We start from the raw sequence: 22,329 nt of genomic DNA, 5'->3' as shown, positions 1-22,329 counted from the left end.
ACTGTGGTATTCTGTATCCTATCGCGATCTAATTAGCGCTAACGTCAACTGTAAATTTTTAATACTAAAAAAAATACCTATATTTAAGATGACATCTTTATTCTTGAATTATTTTTTGTAAACCTACAAACAAATTAACTTTATGAATAGTTTAAAGACCACAGCCACTCATTTCCGTTATAAAAAGCATCCGGGAGATCTATTCAGAAATACATGCGTTCAATTATTACCGCATCCCTATAAAAATCAAGAAGACTTTTGGGTATGGTTTCATCCCTCCTACCACCGCAGTGAAGACATTTCAGATTTAGGCGACCTGTACAAACAGCTTCACGACACCCCCTGTCAAGAAACGATGACAACATCAAAAAATGAGCTATGTTACGCTGCAGTAGCGAAGGAACGTCTCTTTGAAGAAATAAAATCATTGGAACAAAAGATCTATCAGGATTGTTTTGAAAACTTTTATTTGTTGATTATTGAAGGCCGCATCGAGCTGTTTGAAAGTCATCAAATTGAAAGTAAAGAATCTAGTTCCTAATGTCTATCTTTAAACCGTTATGCATTATTTGACTTGTGCGATTATAAGGAAGGACGATAAGGTACTCATTTGTCAGCGCCCGCCATCGGTGACGCATGCCTTAAAGTGGGAATTTCCTGGTCGCATAACCGAGTCCCACCTGCCAACGAAAGCAAATTTGTCGCTCAAAATCAGGGAAGAGCTAAGTATAGATATCCTTGTCGGAAGGCCCTTAGAGATGACGCAACAAGGCCATAAAAGTCCGGCAGTTTGTCGCTATCCTGTTCTCTGCACCTTTTCCTCTGGCGAAGTTGCCATGCTAGAATATGTCCAAGCAATATGGGTCTCCTCCGCAGAACTATCGCATTTTGATTGGACCGATACCGATCGACCAATTGTAGAAGAGTATACCAGATACCTTGAGAACTCAAATCCTCCGTCCCGTATAAAGGAAGCTTTTTTAGAAAGCCTAATTGGACTCATTGGTTTTACACTGGTCCATATGTTCTTCAATGTATATATAGGCTTATTGATAACTTTGATCCTAATCGCAATTACTGGAATTTATAGTTATTACACCCGAAAAAATATATGGAAAAGAATCTCATAAAACTTTCCTACATTTATAAAAACTAAGTAACCCCTAATTTCATTTTAGCCATACTGAAGACTTAATCAGATGAAAGATTTCCCACAATTAGAGACAGAACGACTTATTCTTAACGCAATAGAAACGACTGATATTCCACAGATTGTAGACTATCTGCAAGACAAGGTCTATTCAGACTTCACATCAAATATCCCCTATCCCTACCGAAAGGAGGATGCTGAATACTGGCTTAAATTAGCGGAAGAAGCATTTGCCAATCGTAAAGGATTCACTTTTGCTATTCGGAATAAAGATAAAAAACTGATCGGAGCTATTGGTCTGCATGATGAAGGCTCGGATAAGGCTGAATTGGGATACTGGATAGCTATTCCTTACTGGAATAAAGGTTATGTCACTGAAGCTGCAAAAGCAATCATTGATTTTGGATTTAAAGAATTAAACTTTAACAAAATCTTTGCGACCTACTTCCCCCATAATCCAGCATCGGGAAAAGTCATGGAAAAAATAGGAATGAAAAAAGAGGCCCTGTTAAAACAACATTTAAAGAAAGATGGCCGGTATTACGATATCCCATTATACGCTATTTTTAAATCGGAAAAATAAAACAGCAATTTCTCATGGATAAAAAGAATATCAAGTTGCGCTGTGATCATACATTTCCTATACTTATTCTTCTTTTTGGTTGTATTGCTATATTCCCAATAATAATTTCTAAGTATTCTATTTCTCTGTTAGGAATAATTTGGGAGACTTGCTGTGGGCTCATCATATTTACAGGCGTTTGGAGATTTGAGCACTTCGAAATATCTGGAGATACACTTACCAAAGTAAACTTAGGTGGATTATATCGAAAGGATTTAAATATGTGTCATATAACCAGATATACAAAAAAAGTGATTGATATGAATCACTTTTGGAATCCGTTTAATATCATAAAGTTATTTAGTAAGGAGAAAAAATATTTTAAATTCAGAACCATAAAACTTCAGGCAACAGATAATTTAATCATGATAATAAATGAACGAAATATGCATAGCGAGGACTTCAAAAAATTATACCATATAATCAAAACCTATCAGAAACGACAAGTCAAGTCTAAATCTCTAATTGTTTCGAGAAATTGATTAAATTTAAACAACTGATAATCATAAAGGATAAAACATGAAAATATTTGCATTCGCTGGGAGTAATTCTTCCACATCAATTAACAAACAATTGGTCAAATTTGTACTTAAAAGCTTCGAGGGGCACGAGATTAATTTGATCGACCTGAATGACTATAACATGCCTGTCTTTTCTGTAGACCTAGAAAAGAATGGATTCCCACAGGAAGCACAGCTTTTCCTCGATCATATAGCCTCCAGTGACATGATCATTTGCTCCCTCGCAGAGAATAATCGCTCCTATAGCGTAGCATTTAAAAATGTATTTGACTGGGCATCTAGAATAAATGTTAAAGTTTTCCAGGATAAACCCATGTTGCTTATGACAACTTCACCAGGAGGTTATGGTGGTGGAAATGTGATGGCCGAAGCGCAGAAATTTTTCCCGCAGTTTGGAGCAATCATTAAAGAAACATTTTCGCTTCCCAAATTTTACGAAAATTTTGATCAGGATAATGGCGTAATCAGTCCTGAACACCTCAATAGTCTGAAGGAAAAAATAGCGGACTTTAAGCAACAAATTTCCTCCTAGCGGCATTCCGCTAAAAATCTATTTGCCTTTTCGTACATTCTGCATAACTTATGCCGATGTACTGAGTACATATTACTTTGCATATTATTGACTTTTTGCTTACCTTTTCTTTGCTTTGAAAGCAAAGAAACACCAATAAAACGACAAAGAAATAGCAAAGAAGAAGCGAATCAGACCCCTAGCAATCCCAAAGGAATAGCGAAGAAACAGCAGAGAAACACCAAAGAAACAGCAGAGAAACAGCAGAGAAATAGCAGAGAAATGGCGAATAAGCTGCAAGCCCTTACCTTAGCTGCTCAGGCAGCGTATCAATGGCATCATGGATCGTTCGAAGCGTTTCCATATAGATCATTTGATGACTGATCGGTAAATCGACCAGATCAACTTGTGACGTATAAAAATTGGTTTTTTGTTGAATCCTATTCTCTTGTTGAATCCTGTTTAAAGCGGCGTTTCTACAACTTGTGTAGAGAAAACCACGGATTGATTCAACATGATCAAAATCAATCCGGCGCTCCCAAAGCTTTAAAAATACGTCCTGCACTATTTCTTCGATGGTACCTTTATCAAGATTCATCTTTTCTAAAAAATAGCACATTGGACTATAGAAAGTTTTGTACAGAAACTGTAAACCATCCCTTCTGCCTTCTCGAAAAGATTTTAAAAAATCTTGCTTGCTAAATTCTTGGTTTACCTTGTTTTTCACAATTCAATATTACTTAAATTTTAAATAAATATGAAAATTTCATTTATTGTGATCAACAATCCTGCGCTGGCAAGCGATAGAAAACGTACAGACCAAACCGGTTGACACGATACTATTCCATTCGATAGCGATTGGCGTAAATACGAAGCAAGATCTATGTATTTAGATTATAATTTCTACGCGATCAATTCTGGTGACACAGGCTCTTGGTAGTAGGCTTCATTCCATTTTGCCAATTGGCACATAATAGGTATTAATGCCTTGCCTTTTTCTGTCAAAGAATACTCTACGCGTGGCGGGAGCTCCCTGTACTCTTCTCTCAAAATTACACCATCCTCTTCCAATTCTTTTAATGAACTGGTCAAGACTTTCCGAGAAATGTTTTCGATAAGCGCATCCAATTGACCAAATCGGGCTTTTCGATCGCGCAAAGTATAGATAATCACGGGCTTCCATCGGGTACCTAAAATTGCCATAGAACGCTGCATGGCGCAGGAACAACTTTTAAATTCAGTCCTTTTCATTTGAATATATTCAAAATAGTTACGCAAAGGTAACTAGTTTATACCAATAATAGTTACAAATATATACTATTTAAAATATCTTTGTGAAGATTCACGATTTAAAACAAGAAAAATGAGCATACAAACACTTTTTAATCCATTTGAGTACAAAAACTTAACACTCAAAAACCGCTTTGTAATGGCGCCCATGACGCGAGCATTTTCTAAGGATGGGATTCCCGACAGCGCTGTAGCGGGTTATTACGAGCGTCGTGCCGCGGGAGATGTTGGTTTAATTTTGACGGAAGGTACAGTTATTGAAAGACCTTCATCAAAGAATTTAAAGGATATTCCAAACTTTTACGGTGACCAAGCATTGGGCGGCTGGAAAAATATCGTCGATGCTGTGCACGAAAAAGGCGGAAAAATAGCCCCTCAACTATGGCATGTTGGTTATACCCCTATGCAATGGACTCCGCCTGCTGCGTTTGAAAGCCCAGATACAATGACATTAGCGGATATAGAGGCCACAATACAGGCTTACGCTGACGCTGCTAAATCTGCAAAAGACCTCGGTTTTGATGCTTTTGAAATCCATGGGGCCCATGGTTATCTGATCGACCAATTTTTCTGGGAAGGGATGAACCACAGAACAGACGAATTTGGTGGAAAAACAATTAAGGAGCGTTCTAAATTCGCCGTTGAAGTCGTAAAAGCAATGCGAAAAGCGGTTGGACCTGATTTTGTGATTATTCTACGTTTATCACAATGGAAACAACAGGACTATACAGCCAAGCTTGCCCCTACCCCTACAGCGATGGAAGATTGGATCCTACCATTGACGGATGCCGGTGTGGACATTTTTCATGGAAGCCAACGTCGTTATTGGGAGCCGGAATTTGAAGGCAGTGACTTAAATTTTGCTGGATGGCTCAAAAAGATTTCAGGACAGCCCACAATCACAGTTGGATCTGTGGGGCTTGACAAAGACTTTGGTGAAGTATTTACCAATTCTGAATTCAAGTCCTCTCCCGCTTCACTGGACGAACTGGTTCGTCGTTATGAACGTGGCGATTTTGACCTTGTAGCTGTAGGCAGGGCCATCTTACAAGACCCCAATTGGGTGAAGAAAGTAAAGGCCGAAAAATACAACGAATTATCGACTTTTGAAGCTAAGAGCTTGGCGAGCTTATCTTAGTAAGCCGGCGCAATTAGGTGGATTAAAATTACGTTATTCAATATTATAAACAGGGGCAAAAAATTGATTTTCGAATCAATTTTTTGCCCCTGTTTTATAGCGATAATTCAGTAACTTGTCTCCACAAATGGATACAAACACTTGATTAAATGAAAATCACCGCAAGCAAAATATATGTCATCAGCGGATTGGGTGTAGATCAACGTGTATTCAGCAAGATCGACTTTGGCTCGCTTGATATAACCTATCTGGATTGGATTACACCAAGCCTTAATGAACCATTATCTATTTATGCAAAAAGAATATCTGCTAAAATTACCGCAGCGCAACCCATCCTCATTGGGCTTTCTTTCGGAGGAATGCTTGCAATGGAAATTGCCAAAATTATAACTGTTCAACGAGTTATTCTGCTAGCTTCGGCCAAAGGACGGTATGAATTACCCGTACTGTATCGATTAGCGGGTAGACTCAAGCTGAACGTTTTTGTCCCTAATGCATTGCTCAAGACCCATAGCTTTCTGTCGGATTATTTTTTTGGTATACGCTGCAAGGAAGATTCTTTACTGCTAAAACAAATCCTAAAGGATACAGATCCAATCTTTATAGCCTGGGCAATACATCAAATTCTACAATGGAAAAACAATTCGGTTCCGGACAATTTAATTCATGTACACGGTAGTAGCGATCATATTATCCCCATCAAAAATGTAAAGCCCAACTTTATCATTAAGGGTGCGGGACATTTTATGACGGTCACTCATGCCCAGGAAGTTGAAAAACTCTTGCAAGAAATCGGCTCGTAAATCACCAACTTTTAATCACCGAGACCAATCCCAACTTTTCTAGTCGCTCAGAAAATTAAATCCACGTGGATTCGTATCGGCATTAGTCGCACGACATGCTGATCAGTGTAAAAAAGTATTATTTGGAGAAAAGGACAAACAATAATTGAGAATAGAAGGTTCTTCTATGAGAGCGCGGTCTCTTTATGGAAGCTAAAAATCCCCCTTTATTACTTAGTGGGAACAGTCAAAAGCAATATAGTTAGGTTAAATTATAACAAGAATATGCGAACACGGCTCATATTAAGTTTTTTATTCTGTCACATCTTTTTTCTCACTATGCTGGCACAAGTCAATAATACTACAGCCCCGAAACTGGAGGTCGCAGCAGCCTTAGGTCCGTACCGTCCGATCGGTGTGAGCGTTACCTCCAACAATCGACTATTTGTTTCCTTCCCAAAACAAGCGAAAAATTATCAGTATGCACTTACTGAAATCATCAATGGAAAACCTGTTCCTTATCCAAATGAAGAATGGAATTTAAAAGGAAAAGAGAATTCCCACTTTGTAAATGTCCAGGATATATTTGTCGATACCGAGGACAATCTCTGGGTATTGGATTCTAAACCATCTTCTGCCGGATCAATTTTTGGAAAAGATGAAAAATCAACTCAAGGCCAATTTAAATTGTTAAAAATCGATACAAAAAAAAACAAAATTGAACATATTTATCGTTTCGGTGACCTTGATAAAACCAAATCAGGTCTAAATGATATGCGCATTGACCAGAAGCGAAATTTAGCCTATCTCTCCGATCCCGGCCAAGCGGCCATCATTATTTTAGACCTCAAAACTGGACAGACTAGAAAGGCTTTAACTGGAAGCCGTTTTACGCTGGCTGATCCTGAAGTAATATTAAGCTATAACGGTAATGATATGCGTAATGATAATGGAAAACCATTTTCTTCCAACGTGAATGGCATAGCAATAAGTCACGATTTTAAATATCTATATTTCAAACCGATCAATCAAACCCATCTGTATTGTATTGCAACAGAATTTTTAGCGGACGCAAGGCTGACGGATCAAGAATTGGAAGAAAAAGTAGAAGACAAAGGGGAAGTCGGAATTACACATGGCTTACTCGCAGATAGCGTTGGAAATATTTACCTAACATCGTCAATAGATTATAGTATTAAGTATTTAAATCCTGATGGAAATGTGAATACCCTGGTACAGGACTCCCGAATACTTTGGCCCGATTCTATGGGCATCAGCGGAGATGGATACCTTTATTTCTCCTGTGCTCAGCTCTTTAAAGACCCGCAATGGAATAAAGGAATTGATAAGGTAGAGTTGCCATATTATGTCTTTAAAGTCAAATTACCGAAATTTTGAAAAGAATGTTACAATAAGTGACGTGCTGAAGCATAAAACTCGCGCTAACACATCTACTTTTTACCTAGGTATTATCCCATGCGCAGCCTTAACAAAATTCCCTTCAAATAGTTCCCCTTTATATTTGTCCACTTTCCCCAGTCACAAGATAAGGTGCTGAAATTCAACTTAATAAAAACAATAAAATCGAAGTAAAAGAACAAATCACCGAGACATGCCTCCAATTATAAAAAACAACGGCCTCTTAGATAAAGTATAAAATTTTTAGCAAAAACTTTTTAATACTAATATTTTTAGTATATTTGAATATCAGTTTTAGACAACGCTTTTATGGAACACAGCGCAGCATATGACAATAAGGAATTACACGTAGGTGACATCGTTCGCTTTCATACTCCTTATCCCGATGAAGATCCGAATACGATTTTCATTGTACTGTGGTCATACTATGATCCTACAGGAAAATCATCACGGGCTGAAGTCGTAAAATTTGACCAAAGTTCCAAACAAACGCCTGTTATTCAGAAGTGGTTTATACGAGATTTAGAAAGAGTCTCCGAAGTAAGTCCAGAATTGCTGAAACAAATTGAGCTATTTATGAAAAGTAAACTTGGCAATGCTATTATCAGTAAGCTAGTCATCTAACAAATTTTAGATCTTCAAATTCGACGTAAAATATGGAAAACAAATTCAAAGAGAAACGAGGTATAGTGTCAGGTCCGATTTGGTCTGACTGGCGAGAACAACTTCGGGAAAGTGAATTAATCGGCTTACAACAGAGACTCGAGAAACTAGAAAGAGAAATACTCCTTGATTGGCTGCAATGGCATGATCCAAAAGGAAACTATACAGATCGCAAATGTGTTGAAAATGGCGTGCAGCAGCTTTCCAAATTAAAGGCTGTCGCGTATATACATAAAGAAATCCTGCGTATCCACATGAAAAGAAGATATAATGACTTTTCGAATACCCACGCACAACTCATCTTTAACAACTAAAATTTCAAATTATGGAATCTCTTATTAAACAGATCATAGCGCATCAGCTTCCAAAAATTCTAGCCATGGAATCGCATCGCAAGGATTGGCGTTATCAGCTCATGAGTTTAAAAGATAAGACGCTATTCGATAGATTAACGCTTATGAAGAGACAGGAATTACTTGCGTGGCTACAATGGTACGATAATGCCGGGACTTACGCTGATCACGACTGCATCCGGAGAGGTATTCCCTTATTTACGAAGGTTCAGGCATTGACCGCAGCTTATCAGCGGATTATGCGTGAACATGAAGGCTGGGACGGCTACATGGGAACGGAATATATCCGTGGCAGTGCACTTTAAAAAAGACAGTTTTTAAGCAGGAGATATTTTGCGCGCTGTGATATACTTGGCTAATGTATTCAGATTAGAAAGTGCCGCTCCGATTGTATTATTAAAATAAGTATAGACTTCTTTTCCCTCTGCAATCCAGTCGTTAATATAGGTGCTGTATTCAAACAATATGTTGTCCGTATAGCTTCCTTTATAGTCACCATTTGGGCCATGGAATCGCATATAGATTATGTTTGCATTTGCATCTGCGTATTGAAGACGCATACCTTGCATATTCTTATCATGAATAACCAGATTCATATTATAAGATTTTAAAAGTTCAGAAGTTTCTTCCCTATACCAAACTGGATCCCTAAATTCTACACAGATCGGCCACCCTTCACTTCTCTTGTCCTGAGCAATACAATCCAGCAATTCAGCAAGCAATCCAATAGAAGCAAATTTAAAAGATGGTGGTAATTGTATGAGCAAACACCCTTTCTTTTGGCCGACAGCGTCAATAACGGATAGAAATCTAGCGACATCCTGTGGATCAAATTTGAGTTCTTTTTGATGTGTAATTCCTTTCCATAGTTTAAACGTAAAACGAAAGTCATCGGTCGTTTCTTCGGACCATCTTCTGACGGTTTCTTCTCTGGGGATTTTATAAAAAGAACTGTTTACTTCCAATGAATTAAATAATAAGCTATATACAGCCAATCGACTTTTATCCTGAAACTCCTCAGGATAGTAGCTTTTATTCTTGTAAGGCAAAAGGATACCGCTCGTTCCAGTAAAATATAATCTTTCCATACCTTTATAACAATCGGCTAGCATGTAATTGTTCATTTTTTTCTTTCACAGACAAATTATCTTTTGTATTGATCAGCAATTAAATTGCATATAAAAAACAATTTATCTAAGTTTGAGAAACGAGTATTACAGCAACAGCTATGTATACTCAACTCGTTTTCTAGTTTATTAGCGGATAATTAATCAAGCACCCTCTATCAATGCACAAAAAATCTTACCTCATTTTTTTCGTTATTGGCACCATTTTGGGCAGTTGTACCGGAAATAAAAGTAACAATACAAATACAAATACAACTTCAAGCTCTCAGCCCGAATATGCCGATGAAAATCCGACATTTACCTTTAACAACATCAAACAAAGCTATACGCAGGGCGAGGATCTGATCTTAAAGGTGGACAGCGAAAAAACGTCCAAAATAGACTCTGTTATTTACACTATAAACGATAAAAAGATTGGTCAAGTAATCGGAAATGAACCTTTCCGTTATTCATTAAAACAGGAGAAATTTGGCAAGCAGATTATTAAAGCTGTCGTATTTAGTGCTGGAAAACGAGAAGAAAATTCGGTCAACATCGATCTATTCGCGTCCACTCCTCCGCTTTTGCTAAGCTATAGCATTGTGAATATTTACCCCCATGATATCAAAGCTTTCACACAGGGATTGGAGTTCTACGGGGATAATTTGATCGAAAGTACCGGGAATGGGGTTGGTCCGAGCGGAAATAAGGGTAAATCGAGTGTTCGTATTGTTAATCCAAAAACGGGTCAACCCACCAAAAAAATTGAATTGGATGATTCAATTTTTGGCGAAGGTGCCACCGTCCTAAATGGAAAATTATATCAGTTGACTTATAAAAACAATCTAGCCTACCTATATGATATAAATAGCCTTTCTGTTATTAAAACACTTCCTTACTTTCAGCCAATGGAAGGCTGGGGTTTAACTTCTGACGGTAAAAACTTATACATGTCCAATGGTTCTGATTATATCTATACGCTGAATCCAAATGACTTCTCAAAAATGGATTATATCCGTGCAGCAACGAACACAGCCATGGTGGATCAAATCAATGAACTGGAATGGGTAAAAGGAAAAATCTATGCAAATTTCTTTATGGAGGATGTCATTGGACGGATCGACCCTAAAACAGGTGCAGTGGAGGCTTTAGTCGATCTATCTAAATTACGTGAACATGTAACACAACATGTGGATTTAGATGTATTAAATGGTATCGCCTACAATAAAAGATCAAACACTTTCTTTGTTACCGGTAAAAACTGGGATAAAATGTTCGAGATAAAGCTAACAGAATAGCTTTATCTCCATTTAAAAATAGCGTATTGTTATGGAGACATTCAAATTTCGGTATCGCTAACTTTATGGTAATTCTTTCATTTTGTTAAAACCTTCGGTTACCATAGGTACAATTTGCGGTGTAAATAACTGTGGCATAAACGTCTTTGCCTCCATATCTTTATTGCCCCCCCATTCCGTATATTTATCTGCTAAAAATTCCAATCGCTGTGCTGAAGATAATCCTGGTAAAGTATAATAGATACTTTTTTCGCCTTCTTTCCCTTCCATCTGCACATACCTCCCTTTGGTCACGTTCAGGTGACTGCGGTGTTCAAACTCACGTATAAAGAGCTCATCTTTATCGACGTTATCCCACTTGGGGTCACGCGGGCAACAAACCGATCCGTAACTTTCTCTTCGATAAACGGTAAGCATGCCTTTAGGTGAAATTGGTTTAACAAAATCAAACCTCGCGTTATCTTCACCAGAAAGCCGGATACTGTCGACTTTAACCGCACCATCCTCTCTTTTTATGGAATAATAAAAATTGGTCGTCGCAGGTTCTATACACATTCCGTTTTTCGAGGCTTCTTTGGCGACCTCATCATAATACTTCCAATCGGGGACAATCAGTACAAAATGTTGAAGATCGGGATAGAATTCAGTTGACCTTTTTAGTAACTCCACTGGAATTCTAGTACTCAAAAAGAAAACGTAAGTTGAATCTGGCACGATCTGCAAAGGAAGATCTATTAAATAACTGCCGTTTTTCTGAGTCACAAAATCATTGTCGATCATCACAACCTGACCATAGGATTCGCGATACCAATCGGGTTTCACAGTATCAGCCAATGAATACGGGGGTATTGGCTGATGCGCAGCTATTTTGCTCTTACAGGACAATGCCATCATAGGTAAAATGATAAGCAAATACCACTTATTTTTTAGTGTTAACATTGTTATAAAATTAAAATATATTTCAACTACTTTCCTTTTTGACTATCTACTTTTATTCCAGCTTGATTCAAGAAGGCTATTTGATGTCCTAAACACGACTCAGCTAAGGCTGCAATTTTCTCTTTTTCATCAGTAATCTCCCGCAACAGACTTTTCCGAGTCCCTTTTTTCTGTTCATCAATATATTTAATTAATAAAACACCATATCCATCAACGATCTCCGTCATATAACCAATTGTAGCGATGTGAAAACTTTCGGCAGTTTTACTGTATTTCAATTGAGAAGCTTCGCATTTTATTCCTTTTATGTAACTACTCAAAGCACGTGCCTCATTCAATTTCATGTGATAGGAATAGTCTGATTTATCGACATCATATTCCCCTTCCAGCAATTTTCCATAGCTCTCATCCATTTTTTCTCGACAGCTATGAAAGAGCTTAGCCATTTTCTCGTTGTACCCCGATTCCAAATTACCCCTACAGGAACACATGGTAAATATCATAAAGATTAAAGCTAGCATTCTCATTTCTTGATTTTTTTCACAAATAACAGCTTTTTAAAACAGTCTTTCCGTCTCGTTTAATATTCGTGGTCTTTGTTTTAAGATTCGTTATTTTCCGCACAATCCACTTGCTCAAAACAATACGCTTATACCTACTTTACACAAACTGTTCGTTACCCAGAAAGTTGAGAAAGTTGCTCTTTTAAAAAATGGAATCCATAATAATCACCTTATGCTGTGTTATTAAGAAAAAAGCTCCTTCAAAACCTACTATTTTAGCCATTTGATTAATCTTTTTTTAAGAAAAACAAGAAAAACGTTATATTTAACAAGATTCACACATCATTTAACGCAGAAAACTTTGTTTCTTAAAAAGAATTACGGAACTTAGAGACTATAAACCACCGAAATATGAATAATAGACCTTTAAACGGAATGACTGACGAAGAGCTTCAAACCAACAAAAAAACTGCCCTGGTAATTACTTGGATGCTCACAACCATGCTTTTTATCCTATTAGGTATGGGAATTTACACCTCAATTAGCAAAGGATTCAGTGCACTGATGGCCATTCCTTTCGCCTTATCTCCCATTGTTATTCTGAATTTTAAAAGAATAAAAGAAATCAATGAAGAACTCAAAATAAGAGGAGCTCAATAAATTCGTCATGAAACACCTCTCATTATTCGTATTCTTTATTTTCATCGCGGATATCGCATTTGGTCAAGAGATTAGTAAATCAACGACACAGACGATCACACAATCGGGTATTGGACTCGGCTCTGTAATTGCCGTTGTCACCTCATGGGATCGCAATAAATCCATACTCTGGGCTTTAATTCATGGAATACTTGGCTGGCTATATGTCATCTATTTTGCATTCACCCGCAACGAGTAACGATTCTTAAATATGGTTCTCATCAGAAGAGCCAAGCCGATCATTACCAGAATGTCTTTTCTTACATAACATCGCTATCAATATCTATTCTATATCTCCTCCCCCATCAAACACATGAGTTCCTCACCTATTTCCCATACAGATTTTGTCATTGAAGAAGTCAAAGAATCTAGCATTAACTTAATTTCTGAACTAGTAGACCTGACTTTTAATATTGTCCAAGGAGGTGCCTCCGTAGGTTTCATGGAAGATCTAACAGTTGAACAGGCAAAAAAATTTTGGACTGATGTACTGAACAAGGTCAAGGAGCAGAAAATAATATTGATTATTGCAAGAGATGCCTTTACGCATCGAATCGCAGGAACTGTTCAACTGCAAATCGACCTCCCATCAAATCAGACACATCGTGCAGATGTAGCCAAAATGTTAGTCCATACTGACTTTCGAAGAATGGGCATTGCACAAAATTTACTTCAACAAATTGAAAATATAGCCATTGATCTAAATAAGACACTATTGGTACTAGATACTGTAACCGATAGCCCAGCTTATATTATGTATCAAAAATGTGGCTGGACGATAGTCGGAGATATTCCAAATTATGCGCTCTTCCCGAATGGAACATGGTGTAGCACGACATACTTTTACAAAAACCTGATTGTTCCAGCAGACAAAATAAAAAGCCTCCGAAACGATTAAACATTCATTTGGAGGCTTCTCTTAATTATTTGCAGGCTTCACTTAAGAAGCCCTATAGACCTATTGATCCTATTTATTTTTGTACCATACTGGCCCTGGTTTTTCACCCATTTCTAACACCAATGTCGCTCCGGACATAATTTGTTCATGTGTGATATAACTTGTTTCAAGAGGCTTACCATCGATCGTAATGGCTTGTATATAAATATTGGATTTACTGACATGGTTAGCTTTCACGGTAAATTTCTTTCCATTGGACAACTTCAATTCAGCTTTTTCAAATAAAGGGGTACCGATTTCGTATTTTCCACTTATGGGATCTACAGGATAAAATCCCAATGAGCTGAATACATACCAAGCCGACATCTGCCCGCAGTCATCATTTCCACTTAATCCCGAAGGTGTATTCAAGTAAAGTTTGTTCATTACCTCTGCCGCATATTGCTGCGTTTTCCAAGGCTGTCCAACCGCATTGAATAAATAGAGTGCATGATGGCTCGGCTCGTTACCATGCGCATACTGCCCAATCATTCCTGTACTAAAAATTGGAAGCTTGCTGGTGTCAGAAGGATGAAATGTAAACATGCTATCTAACTTCTGTCCAAAGCGCTCTTGTCCACCAACGAGTTTAATCAATCCAGGGATATCATGTTGCACAGACCAAAAATATTGCCATGCATTACTTTCACAAATATGCGCGCTATATTCCTCCGCATCAAATGGAGTAATAAATTTACCGTGGCTATCACGAGGTTGCATAAATGAAGTAGCCGGATTATACACATTTTTATAATTTTGAGCTCTTGCAAAAAATGTTCCCGCAATCTCTTTCTTTCCCATCTTATCGGCCATCATTGCGATGCAATGATCGTCATAGGCATATTCAAGTGTTCTTGATAGGGACCAGTTTTCGGCATTGTATTCATCTTTGACATCATAAGGCACATAGCCTAGTTTCTTATACAGACCTATGCCCCGATAATTGTCAATATTAGCTGTGGCAACACAAGCTTCTAACGCTTTTGATGCATCAAAATCACCGATTCCTTTTAAATATGCATCTACAATGACAGGAATGGCGTGATTCCCAATCATCATATCCGTTTCACTCCCATAAATATTCCATACCGGTAATCGGCCGTGCTGTTCATAAAAGGCGATGAAGGACTTAATCATATCATTTACTCGACTAGGGTCGATATACGTAAATAATGGATGCGAGGCTCTATAAGTGTCCCAAAGTGAGAACGTGCTATAATTGGTCCAACCTTCGGCCTGATGTACCTTCCGGTCAGCCCCCATATACGCACCATCAACATCACCGAAAATCGTCGGTGCTAACATGGAATGATATAACGCTGTATAGAACTTAACCTGCTCCTCTTTGTCTTTGGTCTCGATCGCTACCCTACCCAATTCGTGATTCCAATTTTGCTCGGCCTCCTTTAAATAATAATCAAAGTCATCTTTTGGAACTTCTGCTTTTAAGTTTTTGGAAGCGCCTTCCATACTTACACCCGAAAGGGCCGTACTTAAAGTCACTTGTTCTCCAGCTGCTGTCTTGAAATCAAAACGTGCTTTGAATGCTGTACCAATGCGTTTTGCACTTTTTGCCGTTGTATCAGCGCTGGATAATATTGCTGAACTATCGATATGAACGGCCATAAAAGGCTTAGAAAACCGAGTTTCAAAATAAACGCGTTGGCCCCTTGCCCAGCCCTCCGAAAAACGATAACCACGAATAGTGACAGAATCAACCACTTCGATGTGCGAATCCGTGGTAGCATCCCAATTCATTGCTTTCTTTAAGTCTAAAAATACAGCAGACTCGGCTTTTGGAAAGGTATAACGTTGAATGCCGCAGCGTGCCGTTGCTGTCAGCTCCACATTTATATCGTAATCAGTAAGTTTTACCTGATAGTATCCGGCGTGAGCCTTTTCGTCTTTATGCGAAAATTTGGAATGTATACCTAAGGGAGCCGCGGCTTCATGATATGGTAAGGTAACCGGCATAAAAGATATGTCGTACAAGTCACCGGCACCAGTTCCACTTAAATGTGTATGGCTAAAACCAGAAATCGTACTGTCGGGATAAAAGTATCCGGAAATACGGTCCCAGCCGGGTAGTCCATTATCTGGGCTAAGCTGTACCATTCCAAAAGGTGACTGTGCTCCAGGATATGTATTGCCTGTAAAATCCGTTCCAATAAAAGGATTTACATATCCGACATAAGAAGTCTTATCGGAGTTTTTTAGTGAAGCACAACCAATTAAGGACAAAAGGCCTGCACAGACCGCATAATTAATATATTTCATCGTGTAGATCAGTTTTTCAGTTTAGTTTGCCTAATTATCTATTTCCAGTAACGATTAGAATATCCTTACTGTTGACCAAAGTTTGATGGTTGATTTTAAATCCATTGAATGGTTTTCCATCGATAACGATCTTTTTGATATAATCACCAGCACCCTCTTTTTGACGTCTTATCGTCACTTTGTCGCCGTTTGGATAATATTTCTTATCGAGCTGGATGGTCACTTTGTCGAATACAGGTGTTACAACGGTATAATCTGGTCTACCTGGACAAAAAGGATAGATTCCAATCATGTTTATTAAAGCCCATGTAGACATTGTTCCCGTATCGTCATTTCCCGGTATCCCCCCAGGGCTGTTCGTAAAATGCTTTTCTAAAATTTCTTTGACTAGCTTCTGGGTACGCCATTCTTCTCCTTTGATTTCTGAAAACACATGTGGATACAGCATATCTGGTTCGTTAGTAACATCAAAATACCCTTTATCAAACGTTGCCTGCAGTCTATCCACAAATTTTTGCTTTCCGCCCATCAATTTCACCAAACCAGGGATATCAAATGGAATGGCAAAGCTATAGTTCCAAGCGTTACCCTCATGGAAACCATGATTAGGTTCAAAATTGGCACCCATCAATGGGCTAAACGGACTTAAAAACTCGCCGTTAGGAAGAATAGGTCTAAAAGTCCCATACTCCGAAGAATAATAATGTTTATATCCCTGCGCTCGCTTAGCAAAAAGCTGGGCATCTTTGGTTTTCCCCAATGAACCAGCCAACTGCGCTAGATTCCAATCTGCAACATAATATTCAATGGCATGAGATACCGAATTATCGAATGAATCGCGCAATGGGACATACCCATACTTCACATAGTCCGCATTGTCTGGTCTAATTTTATTCGTGGAGTCCGTAGTCGTTGCCGATTTCACAAACGCTTCATAAGCTGTATTGATATCAAAATCCCGAATGCCTTTCATCCATGCATCGACGATTACTGGTACTGCAGGGTCGCCATCCATGGTATAGCTTTCTCGGCTATACAACTCCCATTTGGGCATCCAACCACTTTCCTTATAAATATCGATCATGGAACGTATCATGCCCACTTGCTTATCGGGATAAACCAATGACATTAAAGGCTGAACATTTCGGTACGTATCCCATAGCGAAAACACGGTGTAACGATTGTGATCTGCAACAAGTGTTTTCCGACTTTCCATTGCCGGATATTCTCCGTTTACATCCTGCAAGATATTTGGATGAATCATGGCATGATATAATGCCGTATAGAACACTGTTTTTTGGTCCTCTGTACCACCTTCTACCTGTATCTTTGACAATGCATTGTTCCAAAGCGAAGCTGCATTCTTTTGTGTTTTTTCAAAGCTAAAGTCTGCTTGCTCAGCATCTAGATTTTTACGCGCATTCTCAACGCTCACAAATGATACGGCCAGCTGTACTTCTAAGCTTTCATTTTCTTTGACATCAAAACTAAAATATGCGCCAAGATCATCGCCGGATAGCTGATCGGTATAGTCCGTAAAAATTTTATATTTTCCGGCATCTTTATTCCAATCGTTTTCCCATTTTTCTCCGGCACGCTGGAATTTCCAATATCCTCTTTTTGACGGTTTTTTATTGACACGCATAACAAAGAAGATTGGATAAACAGCCTGATTGTTCGTGTAACAGAAGGAGCCCAACAATTTAGATCCCTCTATTTCGGTATCACTTACGTAACGAACTGTTGCTCCCGTTTCATTTGTTAAACCTTCGCCCAAATTAAGCAGGATATTTGCCTGTCCTTTTGGAAAAGTAAATTTAGAAACACCTACACGGGTTGTCGCTGAAACTTCGGTTTTGATACCGTATTTCTTTAACACATTGCTATAATACCCCGGATGGGCAACCTCCTGCGTATAGGTACTTCCATATTGATGATAATCAACCTCTAATTTACCTGAAGTTGGCATCAACAACAAACTTCCCATGTCTGGACATCCTACCCCACTTAAATTAACATGAGAAAAACCTGTAAAATAACTGTTGCTATGTTCATAGGGAGTAGACCACCATCTTGCATCTTTATCAAATGCATTAAGTGATGATCCCATTACATTAAACGGAGAAACATTCATCAAGCCGTTGGGAACCTGAGCACCCGGATTAGTTGTTCCATAATTGCTGGTACCGATAAACGGGTTGACATAGTCTGTAGGAAGCTTTTGGGCAGAAACGTTCTCCCAAAGAAATAATCCTAAAAGTAAAAAACGAATAGATTTGATCATATAATCTTGATAGACGACATTGTTAATTGCTTTCATTCAAGCAAACACCATAGGCCGCGCATTTTAGCGTGTACCTACAATACTACAGATAATCGCAAAGATTTACAAATCTTATAAATGGTTATATCGATGATTTTACGTTTGTTAATAGGATTTAGCAAAACTATACATGTTAAGCAAAGAGATTTATGATGGTCAATAACAACAAAAGCCTGAAGTGGGGAACTTCAGGCTTTTACTAACTAACCAATTATTAACCTAAATTATGAAACTACTGATATAACGTCATCAAAAATGAGTTTCTTATATCAGGTCTCTTAGTTTAACCAAATTTTAACAAATCATTGTTATAGGTCAACTCGGTCTATTGAGATCTAGCAGTAAATATATTTTTTATTGATACAGTCCCCATTGTTTATTCGGGGTAGCGCCCATTTCTAAGACGAGCTCTCCTCCTTTTAGCAATTCGGAAGCATCAAAATAAAAGGTATTGAGCGGTTTTCCATTTAACGTTGCGCGTTGCACATATATATTTTTCTTATTTGCATTTTTCGCTTTGATAATAAACTGTTCACCTCTTCCATATTTACCATCCAATCTAATCTTAACCTCCTCAAAGAGTGGGCTTCCTATTTCATAAATTGGTTTGACCCTTGTTCCGCCATCGATCTGAAATAAACCAATAGCATTCATGATATACCAAGCACTCATTTGCCCCTGGTCTTCATCGCCGAGATAAGCATTCGAAACCCCTTGGCCATAATAGCGCTCACCTATAGAGCGGCTCCATTTTTGTGTCAACCAGGGCTTATTCAACCAATTAAAAATATAGGCAAAATGCATTGATTGCTGATTTCCCTGAACAACAGGATAATCCCAATATTGATCATTAGGGCCATTATAGCGCCATTTTTCACTTTCTGGAAATCCCCATTCCAATCGTTTTAAAAACACATCCTGTCCGATCATTTTAGCTAACCCAGGAATATCCTGTGGCACAAAAAAAGTCAGTTGCCATGCATTTCCTTCTACATAATGATGGTTAGCTCCCGATTTAAAAGGATCAAAATCTTTATACCATTCTCCTTTTGAATCCTTCATCCGAGCATAGCCACTACTGACATCTATCGCGTTTCTCCACCAGTTTCCGCGATCATTAAAATAATTGTACTCCTGCTCCTTTCCTAACGATTTTGCGAACTGCCCAACTGTCCAGTCGTCAAAACTATATTCCATTGAATTGGAAAACCGGCCCAAATCATAAGGAACGTACTTATATTTTAAATAGACATCCAAGTCCCTGTTACCTGCAAAACCACCTTCAAATTTCAATGGACTTGTTGTCTGCATTTTTTTAACAGCTTCAAATGCCTTTTCAGTATCGTAGTCTCTAATCCCCATCTGGTATGCCCCGACAATTAACGGTATTTCATGTTCAGCAACCATGACGGGAATATACTCCATTCCAGCCGGCCCTTTCGCCAACCAGCCATTTGCGTCATACATCGCAAGTTGCGATCTAACCCATTTATTGGACCATTCCGGCGTAACCAAGTTCCAAAACTGATTTAAATTCCAAAAGGTATTCCAGAAAGCATCACAACCTAAAGCGAGATCCCCTTTATGGGCTAAAGTTCGTATCACTTCATCCGAAGATCTCCATTGACCATTCACATCACTGAATGTGTTTCGGCTTGCCAAAGTGCGATACATGTTGGTATAGAATTTCTCTTTTTCAAAATAGTCTGAAGACTTTATCGCCAATCTACTTAAAAGTTCATCCCAAACTTTATGTTGATTTTCCACGACCCGATCAATGGACCATCCGAATGGCTCCGACAGTTCCGTTTTTAGATTCTCCTCTGCATTGGCTAAGCTCACATAAGAAATCCCTGTGCGCAGTTGTACAGCCTTATCTTTATGCACATCAAATTCCACGTACATTCCCGCAAATTGAGCGCTATCAGCAACCAAATCAGCCCGTTCAGTCAACCGATCATTATGCCATGTGCCATAGTTTATGATAGGTTTATCAAACTCCATCACAAAGTATACGACATAATCCTGTTTTGCATCCGTGGACCAAACGTTTTCAGATAATTGATTACTGTATCCCACAACCTTATAGTCAGAAACCTTTTTCAGCGAGAAATCTTTAATTTTATAATCATATTCTCCGTTAACCTTGAGATCAATCATGATACGTCCTGTGTCCGACTTATGATAGGTATATTGTTGAAAACTGGAACGTGTACCAGCCGTCAATTTTACGTCGATATCGTGATCAAGGAGATGAACAGCATAATATCCCAATGGAGCTTTTTCGCTGGTTTTATCTATTGCTGATCGATATCCTGAATTTGTACTGTACTGATCTCCGACCCGAGTCTTCAATTGACCTGCTGTCGGAAATGTTCCCAATCCAGCCATTGTCCATTCGTGAATATGGCTAAATGTACCAATAGATTCGATAGAAGGTTCATAACCTGCCTGCCAGCCAATATTTTGGTTATCTGGACTTATCTTTACCATGCCAAAAGGCATCCATGGTCCCGGGGCTATCATCCATCTGGAATGTGCTGCACCCATCATCGTGTTCACATAATCTGAAACTCCACCTAGTCTTTTTGGACCCCGCTTGATTGTTGAAGACTGTATTAATTGCCCATTACAATAAATTTCATACTTACTCCATATATCCTTAGCGACATAAGGCATTGGTATTTCCAATTTCGCTGCACCTTTTTCACGTGTTTTCTCATAAATTTTCTTTCCATCTAAGACTACTTTCAACTGTTCATCATCTTTCAATTTCAAGAGATCAACCAACATATTTTGGACGGGTTTCCCTGCATTTAAGATCTCAAATTCAGCTTGCTGTACATTTTTAACAATTACAGAATGATTGGCTATTAGCTTTACTTGCTGTGGCCCCAGCAGTTTAAAGGAATCAAATTCAACCCAACCTCCCTTTATGACAGTCATGGTAATCTGATTTCCGCCTTTCTTAATGAGATCAGCTGGCAATGGTATATTTATCGTAGAATTTCCAGATTTTAAAGAATTCTCTAGCGGCTCACCATTTCCTGCTCCCCGCTCCACCTCAAAATTATAGGGCTTGCCATTGATTGCGATCTGTAGTGTAGGTTTATTTTTAGGGTCACTATTGGCCAATTTAACCTGAAGTGTACACTGACCATTTTTTATACTATTGTTTAACACGTAGTATAAATTCAAAAAATGTGTTCTCAGACCAGAGGTTCCTCCAGTCCCGCCCCATTCATTGGCCGGACCGGGCAATACATAGGGTAAATCCCTTGTTAAAGAAGATTGACCTATGATAAACGCATTGTCTTCATAACCAAAATCATGTTCCAAAAATTTCTTATATCCATTCGGGGACAAGGCAAATTCGCTGCTTGAACCGTCTGAATTTCCCAATTGCCATATTGTGTGCTCCTGGCCAACAACAGACTGAGCACACATGAACAACAGACCGGCGGCAAAAGAAAGTGAGAAACGTAATTTCATAAGTATCAGATTTTATAATTTTTAATTACATCAGTTGCTTTCCTCATAAAATGCACGAAACAATTCACAAAATACATCACATTGTACATACATTAATAATCTACAAAAACGTTTAAAAGCAAAACTTTAAGCACAATATTACTACAAAAAAAACAAATATCAAATGAATAAAATTAAAATGTATATACATACTGAAAGAAAAAAAATGAACTGAATCTAATTGACACAAGCTGGGAAAATGAAAGGTTTTGATTCTTGGATAGGAAAGTTAGGTCAATTTGTAGTTTGCGCCATATCGATCCTGTT

General features: G+C 38.3%; 22 protein-coding genes. 14 read left to right on the top strand and 8 right to left on the bottom strand.

Features of this window, described 5'->3' with window-relative positions:
- Positions 1–142 precede the first annotated feature (142 nt).
- The 4 genes from CBM24_RS08815 (at position 143) to CBM24_RS08795 (ending at position 2,825) form a co-directional block, all read left to right on the top strand.
- The gene (locus CBM24_RS08815; protein WP_088160917.1) at positions 143–541 is read left to right on the top strand and encodes a hypothetical protein; all 399 of its coding nucleotides are present in this window, start codon (positions 143–145) and stop codon (positions 539–541) included.
- Positions 542–560: 19 nt separating this feature from the next.
- Positions 561–1,130 carry a hypothetical protein gene (locus CBM24_RS08810; RefSeq protein WP_088160916.1) on the top strand — a complete coding sequence of 190 codons (570 nt, stop codon included), beginning with the start codon at positions 561–563 and terminating at the stop codon, positions 1,128–1,130.
- 69 nt (positions 1,131–1,199) lie between these two features.
- On the top strand, positions 1,200–1,733 hold the full coding sequence (locus tag CBM24_RS08805; RefSeq protein ID WP_088160915.1) for a GNAT family N-acetyltransferase: 534 nt from the start codon (positions 1,200–1,202) through the stop codon (positions 1,731–1,733).
- A 558-nt stretch (positions 1,734–2,291) separates the two neighbouring features.
- Positions 2,292–2,825 carry an NADPH-dependent FMN reductase gene (locus CBM24_RS08795; protein ID WP_075991829.1) on the top strand — a complete coding sequence of 178 codons (534 nt, stop codon included), beginning with the start codon at positions 2,292–2,294 and terminating at the stop codon, positions 2,823–2,825.
- A 283-nt stretch (positions 2,826–3,108) separates the two neighbouring features.
- On the opposite strand, the gene CBM24_RS08790 is transcribed toward CBM24_RS08795, so the two are convergent.
- Both CBM24_RS08790 and CBM24_RS08785 read right to left on the bottom strand, forming a co-directional pair.
- Entirely contained in the window at positions 3,109–3,531 is a 423-nt protein-coding gene (locus CBM24_RS08790; RefSeq protein WP_088160913.1) for an RNA polymerase sigma factor, read from the bottom strand.
- A 176-nt stretch (positions 3,532–3,707) separates the two neighbouring features.
- Positions 3,708–4,055, bottom strand: a complete 348-nt coding sequence (locus tag CBM24_RS08785; protein ID WP_198386068.1) for a winged helix-turn-helix transcriptional regulator — start codon at positions 4,053–4,055, stop codon at positions 3,708–3,710.
- 112 nt (positions 4,056–4,167) lie between these two features.
- On the opposite strand from CBM24_RS08785, the gene CBM24_RS08780 reads away from it, so the two are divergent.
- From CBM24_RS08780 to CBM24_RS08755, 6 genes are all read left to right on the top strand, one after another.
- Positions 4,168–5,232 carry an NADH:flavin oxidoreductase gene (locus CBM24_RS08780; protein WP_088160911.1) on the top strand — a complete coding sequence of 355 codons (1,065 nt, stop codon included), beginning with the start codon at positions 4,168–4,170 and terminating at the stop codon, positions 5,230–5,232.
- Positions 5,233–5,381: 149 nt separating this feature from the next.
- Positions 5,382–6,035 carry an alpha/beta hydrolase gene (locus CBM24_RS08775; protein WP_088160910.1) on the top strand — a complete coding sequence of 218 codons (654 nt, stop codon included), beginning with the start codon at positions 5,382–5,384 and terminating at the stop codon, positions 6,033–6,035.
- A gap of 318 nt (positions 6,036–6,353) precedes the next feature.
- Complete coding sequence (locus CBM24_RS08770) at positions 6,354–7,412, top strand: major royal jelly family protein (protein ID WP_232475732.1); 1,059 nt, start codon at positions 6,354–6,356, stop codon at positions 7,410–7,412.
- 330 nt (positions 7,413–7,742) lie between these two features.
- A complete protein-coding gene (locus CBM24_RS08765) occupies positions 7,743–8,057 on the top strand; it encodes a hypothetical protein (RefSeq protein WP_088160908.1) in 315 nt (104 codons plus the stop codon).
- Between the two features lie 32 nt (positions 8,058–8,089).
- Complete coding sequence (locus CBM24_RS08760; protein ID WP_088160907.1) at positions 8,090–8,410, top strand: hypothetical protein; 321 nt, start codon at positions 8,090–8,092, stop codon at positions 8,408–8,410.
- Between the two features lie 11 nt (positions 8,411–8,421).
- Positions 8,422–8,754, top strand: coding sequence for a hypothetical protein (locus tag CBM24_RS08755; protein ID WP_088160906.1), 333 nt, complete (start codon positions 8,422–8,424; stop codon positions 8,752–8,754).
- A gap of 12 nt (positions 8,755–8,766) precedes the next feature.
- On the opposite strand, the gene CBM24_RS08750 is transcribed toward CBM24_RS08755, so the two are convergent.
- Complete coding sequence (locus CBM24_RS08750) at positions 8,767–9,537, bottom strand: DUF72 domain-containing protein (protein ID WP_075994709.1); 771 nt, start codon at positions 9,535–9,537, stop codon at positions 8,767–8,769.
- Positions 9,538–9,737: 200 nt separating this feature from the next.
- On the opposite strand from CBM24_RS08750, the gene CBM24_RS08745 reads away from it, so the two are divergent.
- Positions 9,738–10,853, top strand: a complete 1,116-nt coding sequence (locus CBM24_RS08745) for a glutaminyl-peptide cyclotransferase (RefSeq protein WP_088160905.1) — start codon at positions 9,738–9,740, stop codon at positions 10,851–10,853.
- Between the two features lie 63 nt (positions 10,854–10,916).
- On the opposite strand, the gene CBM24_RS08740 is transcribed toward CBM24_RS08745, so the two are convergent.
- Positions 10,917–11,792, bottom strand: coding sequence for a hypothetical protein (locus CBM24_RS08740; RefSeq protein ID WP_088160904.1), 876 nt, complete (start codon positions 11,790–11,792; stop codon positions 10,917–10,919).
- Positions 11,793–11,818: 26 nt separating this feature from the next.
- Positions 11,819–12,319 (bottom strand): hypothetical protein, encoded by a 501-nt coding sequence (locus CBM24_RS08735; protein WP_157698412.1) that lies wholly within the window; start codon positions 12,317–12,319, stop codon positions 11,819–11,821.
- Positions 12,320–12,706: 387 nt separating this feature from the next.
- On the opposite strand from CBM24_RS08735, the gene CBM24_RS08730 reads away from it, so the two are divergent.
- The 3 genes from CBM24_RS08730 (at position 12,707) to CBM24_RS08720 (ending at position 13,892) form a co-directional block, all read left to right on the top strand.
- Complete coding sequence (locus CBM24_RS08730; protein WP_088160902.1) at positions 12,707–12,955, top strand: redox-active disulfide protein 2; 249 nt, start codon at positions 12,707–12,709, stop codon at positions 12,953–12,955.
- A gap of 7 nt (positions 12,956–12,962) precedes the next feature.
- Positions 12,963–13,193 (top strand): hypothetical protein, encoded by a 231-nt coding sequence (locus CBM24_RS08725; protein WP_075991818.1) that lies wholly within the window; start codon positions 12,963–12,965, stop codon positions 13,191–13,193.
- Positions 13,194–13,307: 114 nt separating this feature from the next.
- Positions 13,308–13,892: a GNAT family N-acetyltransferase gene (locus tag CBM24_RS08720; protein WP_088160901.1), complete on the top strand. Its 585-nt coding sequence runs from the start codon at positions 13,308–13,310 to the stop codon at positions 13,890–13,892.
- Positions 13,893–13,961: 69 nt separating this feature from the next.
- Here the strand turns inward: CBM24_RS08720 and CBM24_RS08715 are convergent, their stop codons facing one another.
- From CBM24_RS08715 to CBM24_RS08705, 3 genes are all read right to left on the bottom strand, one after another.
- Positions 13,962–16,208 carry a GH92 family glycosyl hydrolase gene (locus CBM24_RS08715; protein WP_088160900.1) on the bottom strand — a complete coding sequence of 749 codons (2,247 nt, stop codon included), beginning with the start codon at positions 16,206–16,208 and terminating at the stop codon, positions 13,962–13,964.
- 34 nt (positions 16,209–16,242) lie between these two features.
- Positions 16,243–18,528, bottom strand: coding sequence for a GH92 family glycosyl hydrolase (locus CBM24_RS08710; RefSeq protein ID WP_198386067.1), 2,286 nt, complete (start codon positions 18,526–18,528; stop codon positions 16,243–16,245).
- Between the two features lie 357 nt (positions 18,529–18,885).
- Entirely contained in the window at positions 18,886–22,023 is a 3,138-nt protein-coding gene (locus CBM24_RS08705; protein ID WP_088160899.1) for a GH92 family glycosyl hydrolase, read from the bottom strand.
- Positions 22,024–22,329: the final 306 nt, after the last annotated feature.

It is taken from the genome of Sphingobacterium sp. G1-14, assembly GCF_002196555.1.
In the GTDB taxonomy this organism is placed as follows: domain Bacteria; phylum Bacteroidota; class Bacteroidia; order Sphingobacteriales; family Sphingobacteriaceae; genus Sphingobacterium; species Sphingobacterium siyangense.
This window is presented reverse-complemented; position numbering and strand designations above follow the sequence as displayed.

Coding starts and splice junctions, on each gene's coding strand:
- CBM24_RS08815 (WP_088160917.1), top strand. CDS start 143: ATGAATAGTTTAAAGACCACAGCCACTCATTTCCGTTATAAAAAGCAT.
- CBM24_RS08810 (WP_088160916.1), top strand. CDS start 561: ATGCATTATTTGACTTGTGCGATTATAAGGAAGGACGATAAGGTACTC.
- CBM24_RS08805 (WP_088160915.1), top strand. CDS start 1,200: ATGAAAGATTTCCCACAATTAGAGACAGAACGACTTATTCTTAACGCA.
- CBM24_RS08795 (WP_075991829.1), top strand. CDS start 2,292: ATGAAAATATTTGCATTCGCTGGGAGTAATTCTTCCACATCAATTAAC.
- CBM24_RS08785 (WP_198386068.1), bottom strand. CDS start 4,055: ATGAAAAGGACTGAATTTAAAAGTTGTTCCTGCGCCATGCAGCGTTCT.
- CBM24_RS08780 (WP_088160911.1), top strand. CDS start 4,168: ATGAGCATACAAACACTTTTTAATCCATTTGAGTACAAAAACTTAACA.
- CBM24_RS08775 (WP_088160910.1), top strand. CDS start 5,382: ATGAAAATCACCGCAAGCAAAATATATGTCATCAGCGGATTGGGTGTA.
- CBM24_RS08770 (WP_232475732.1), top strand. CDS start 6,354: ATGCTGGCACAAGTCAATAATACTACAGCCCCGAAACTGGAGGTCGCA.
- CBM24_RS08765 (WP_088160908.1), top strand. CDS start 7,743: ATGGAACACAGCGCAGCATATGACAATAAGGAATTACACGTAGGTGAC.
- CBM24_RS08760 (WP_088160907.1), top strand. CDS start 8,090: ATGGAAAACAAATTCAAAGAGAAACGAGGTATAGTGTCAGGTCCGATT.
- CBM24_RS08755 (WP_088160906.1), top strand. CDS start 8,422: ATGGAATCTCTTATTAAACAGATCATAGCGCATCAGCTTCCAAAAATT.
- CBM24_RS08750 (WP_075994709.1), bottom strand. CDS start 9,537: ATGGAAAGATTATATTTTACTGGAACGAGCGGTATCCTTTTGCCTTAC.
- CBM24_RS08745 (WP_088160905.1), top strand. CDS start 9,738: ATGCACAAAAAATCTTACCTCATTTTTTTCGTTATTGGCACCATTTTG.
- CBM24_RS08740 (WP_088160904.1), bottom strand. CDS start 11,792: ATGTTAACACTAAAAAATAAGTGGTATTTGCTTATCATTTTACCTATG.
- CBM24_RS08735 (WP_157698412.1), bottom strand. CDS start 12,319: ATGAGAATGCTAGCTTTAATCTTTATGATATTTACCATGTGTTCCTGT.
- CBM24_RS08730 (WP_088160902.1), top strand. CDS start 12,707: ATGAATAATAGACCTTTAAACGGAATGACTGACGAAGAGCTTCAAACC.
- CBM24_RS08725 (WP_075991818.1), top strand. CDS start 12,963: ATGAAACACCTCTCATTATTCGTATTCTTTATTTTCATCGCGGATATC.
- CBM24_RS08720 (WP_088160901.1), top strand. CDS start 13,308: ATGAGTTCCTCACCTATTTCCCATACAGATTTTGTCATTGAAGAAGTC.
- CBM24_RS08715 (WP_088160900.1), bottom strand. CDS start 16,208: ATGAAATATATTAATTATGCGGTCTGTGCAGGCCTTTTGTCCTTAATT.
- CBM24_RS08710 (WP_198386067.1), bottom strand. CDS start 18,528: ATGAAAGCAATTAACAATGTCGTCTATCAAGATTATATGATCAAATCT.
- CBM24_RS08705 (WP_088160899.1), bottom strand. CDS start 22,023: ATGAAATTACGTTTCTCACTTTCTTTTGCCGCCGGTCTGTTGTTCATG.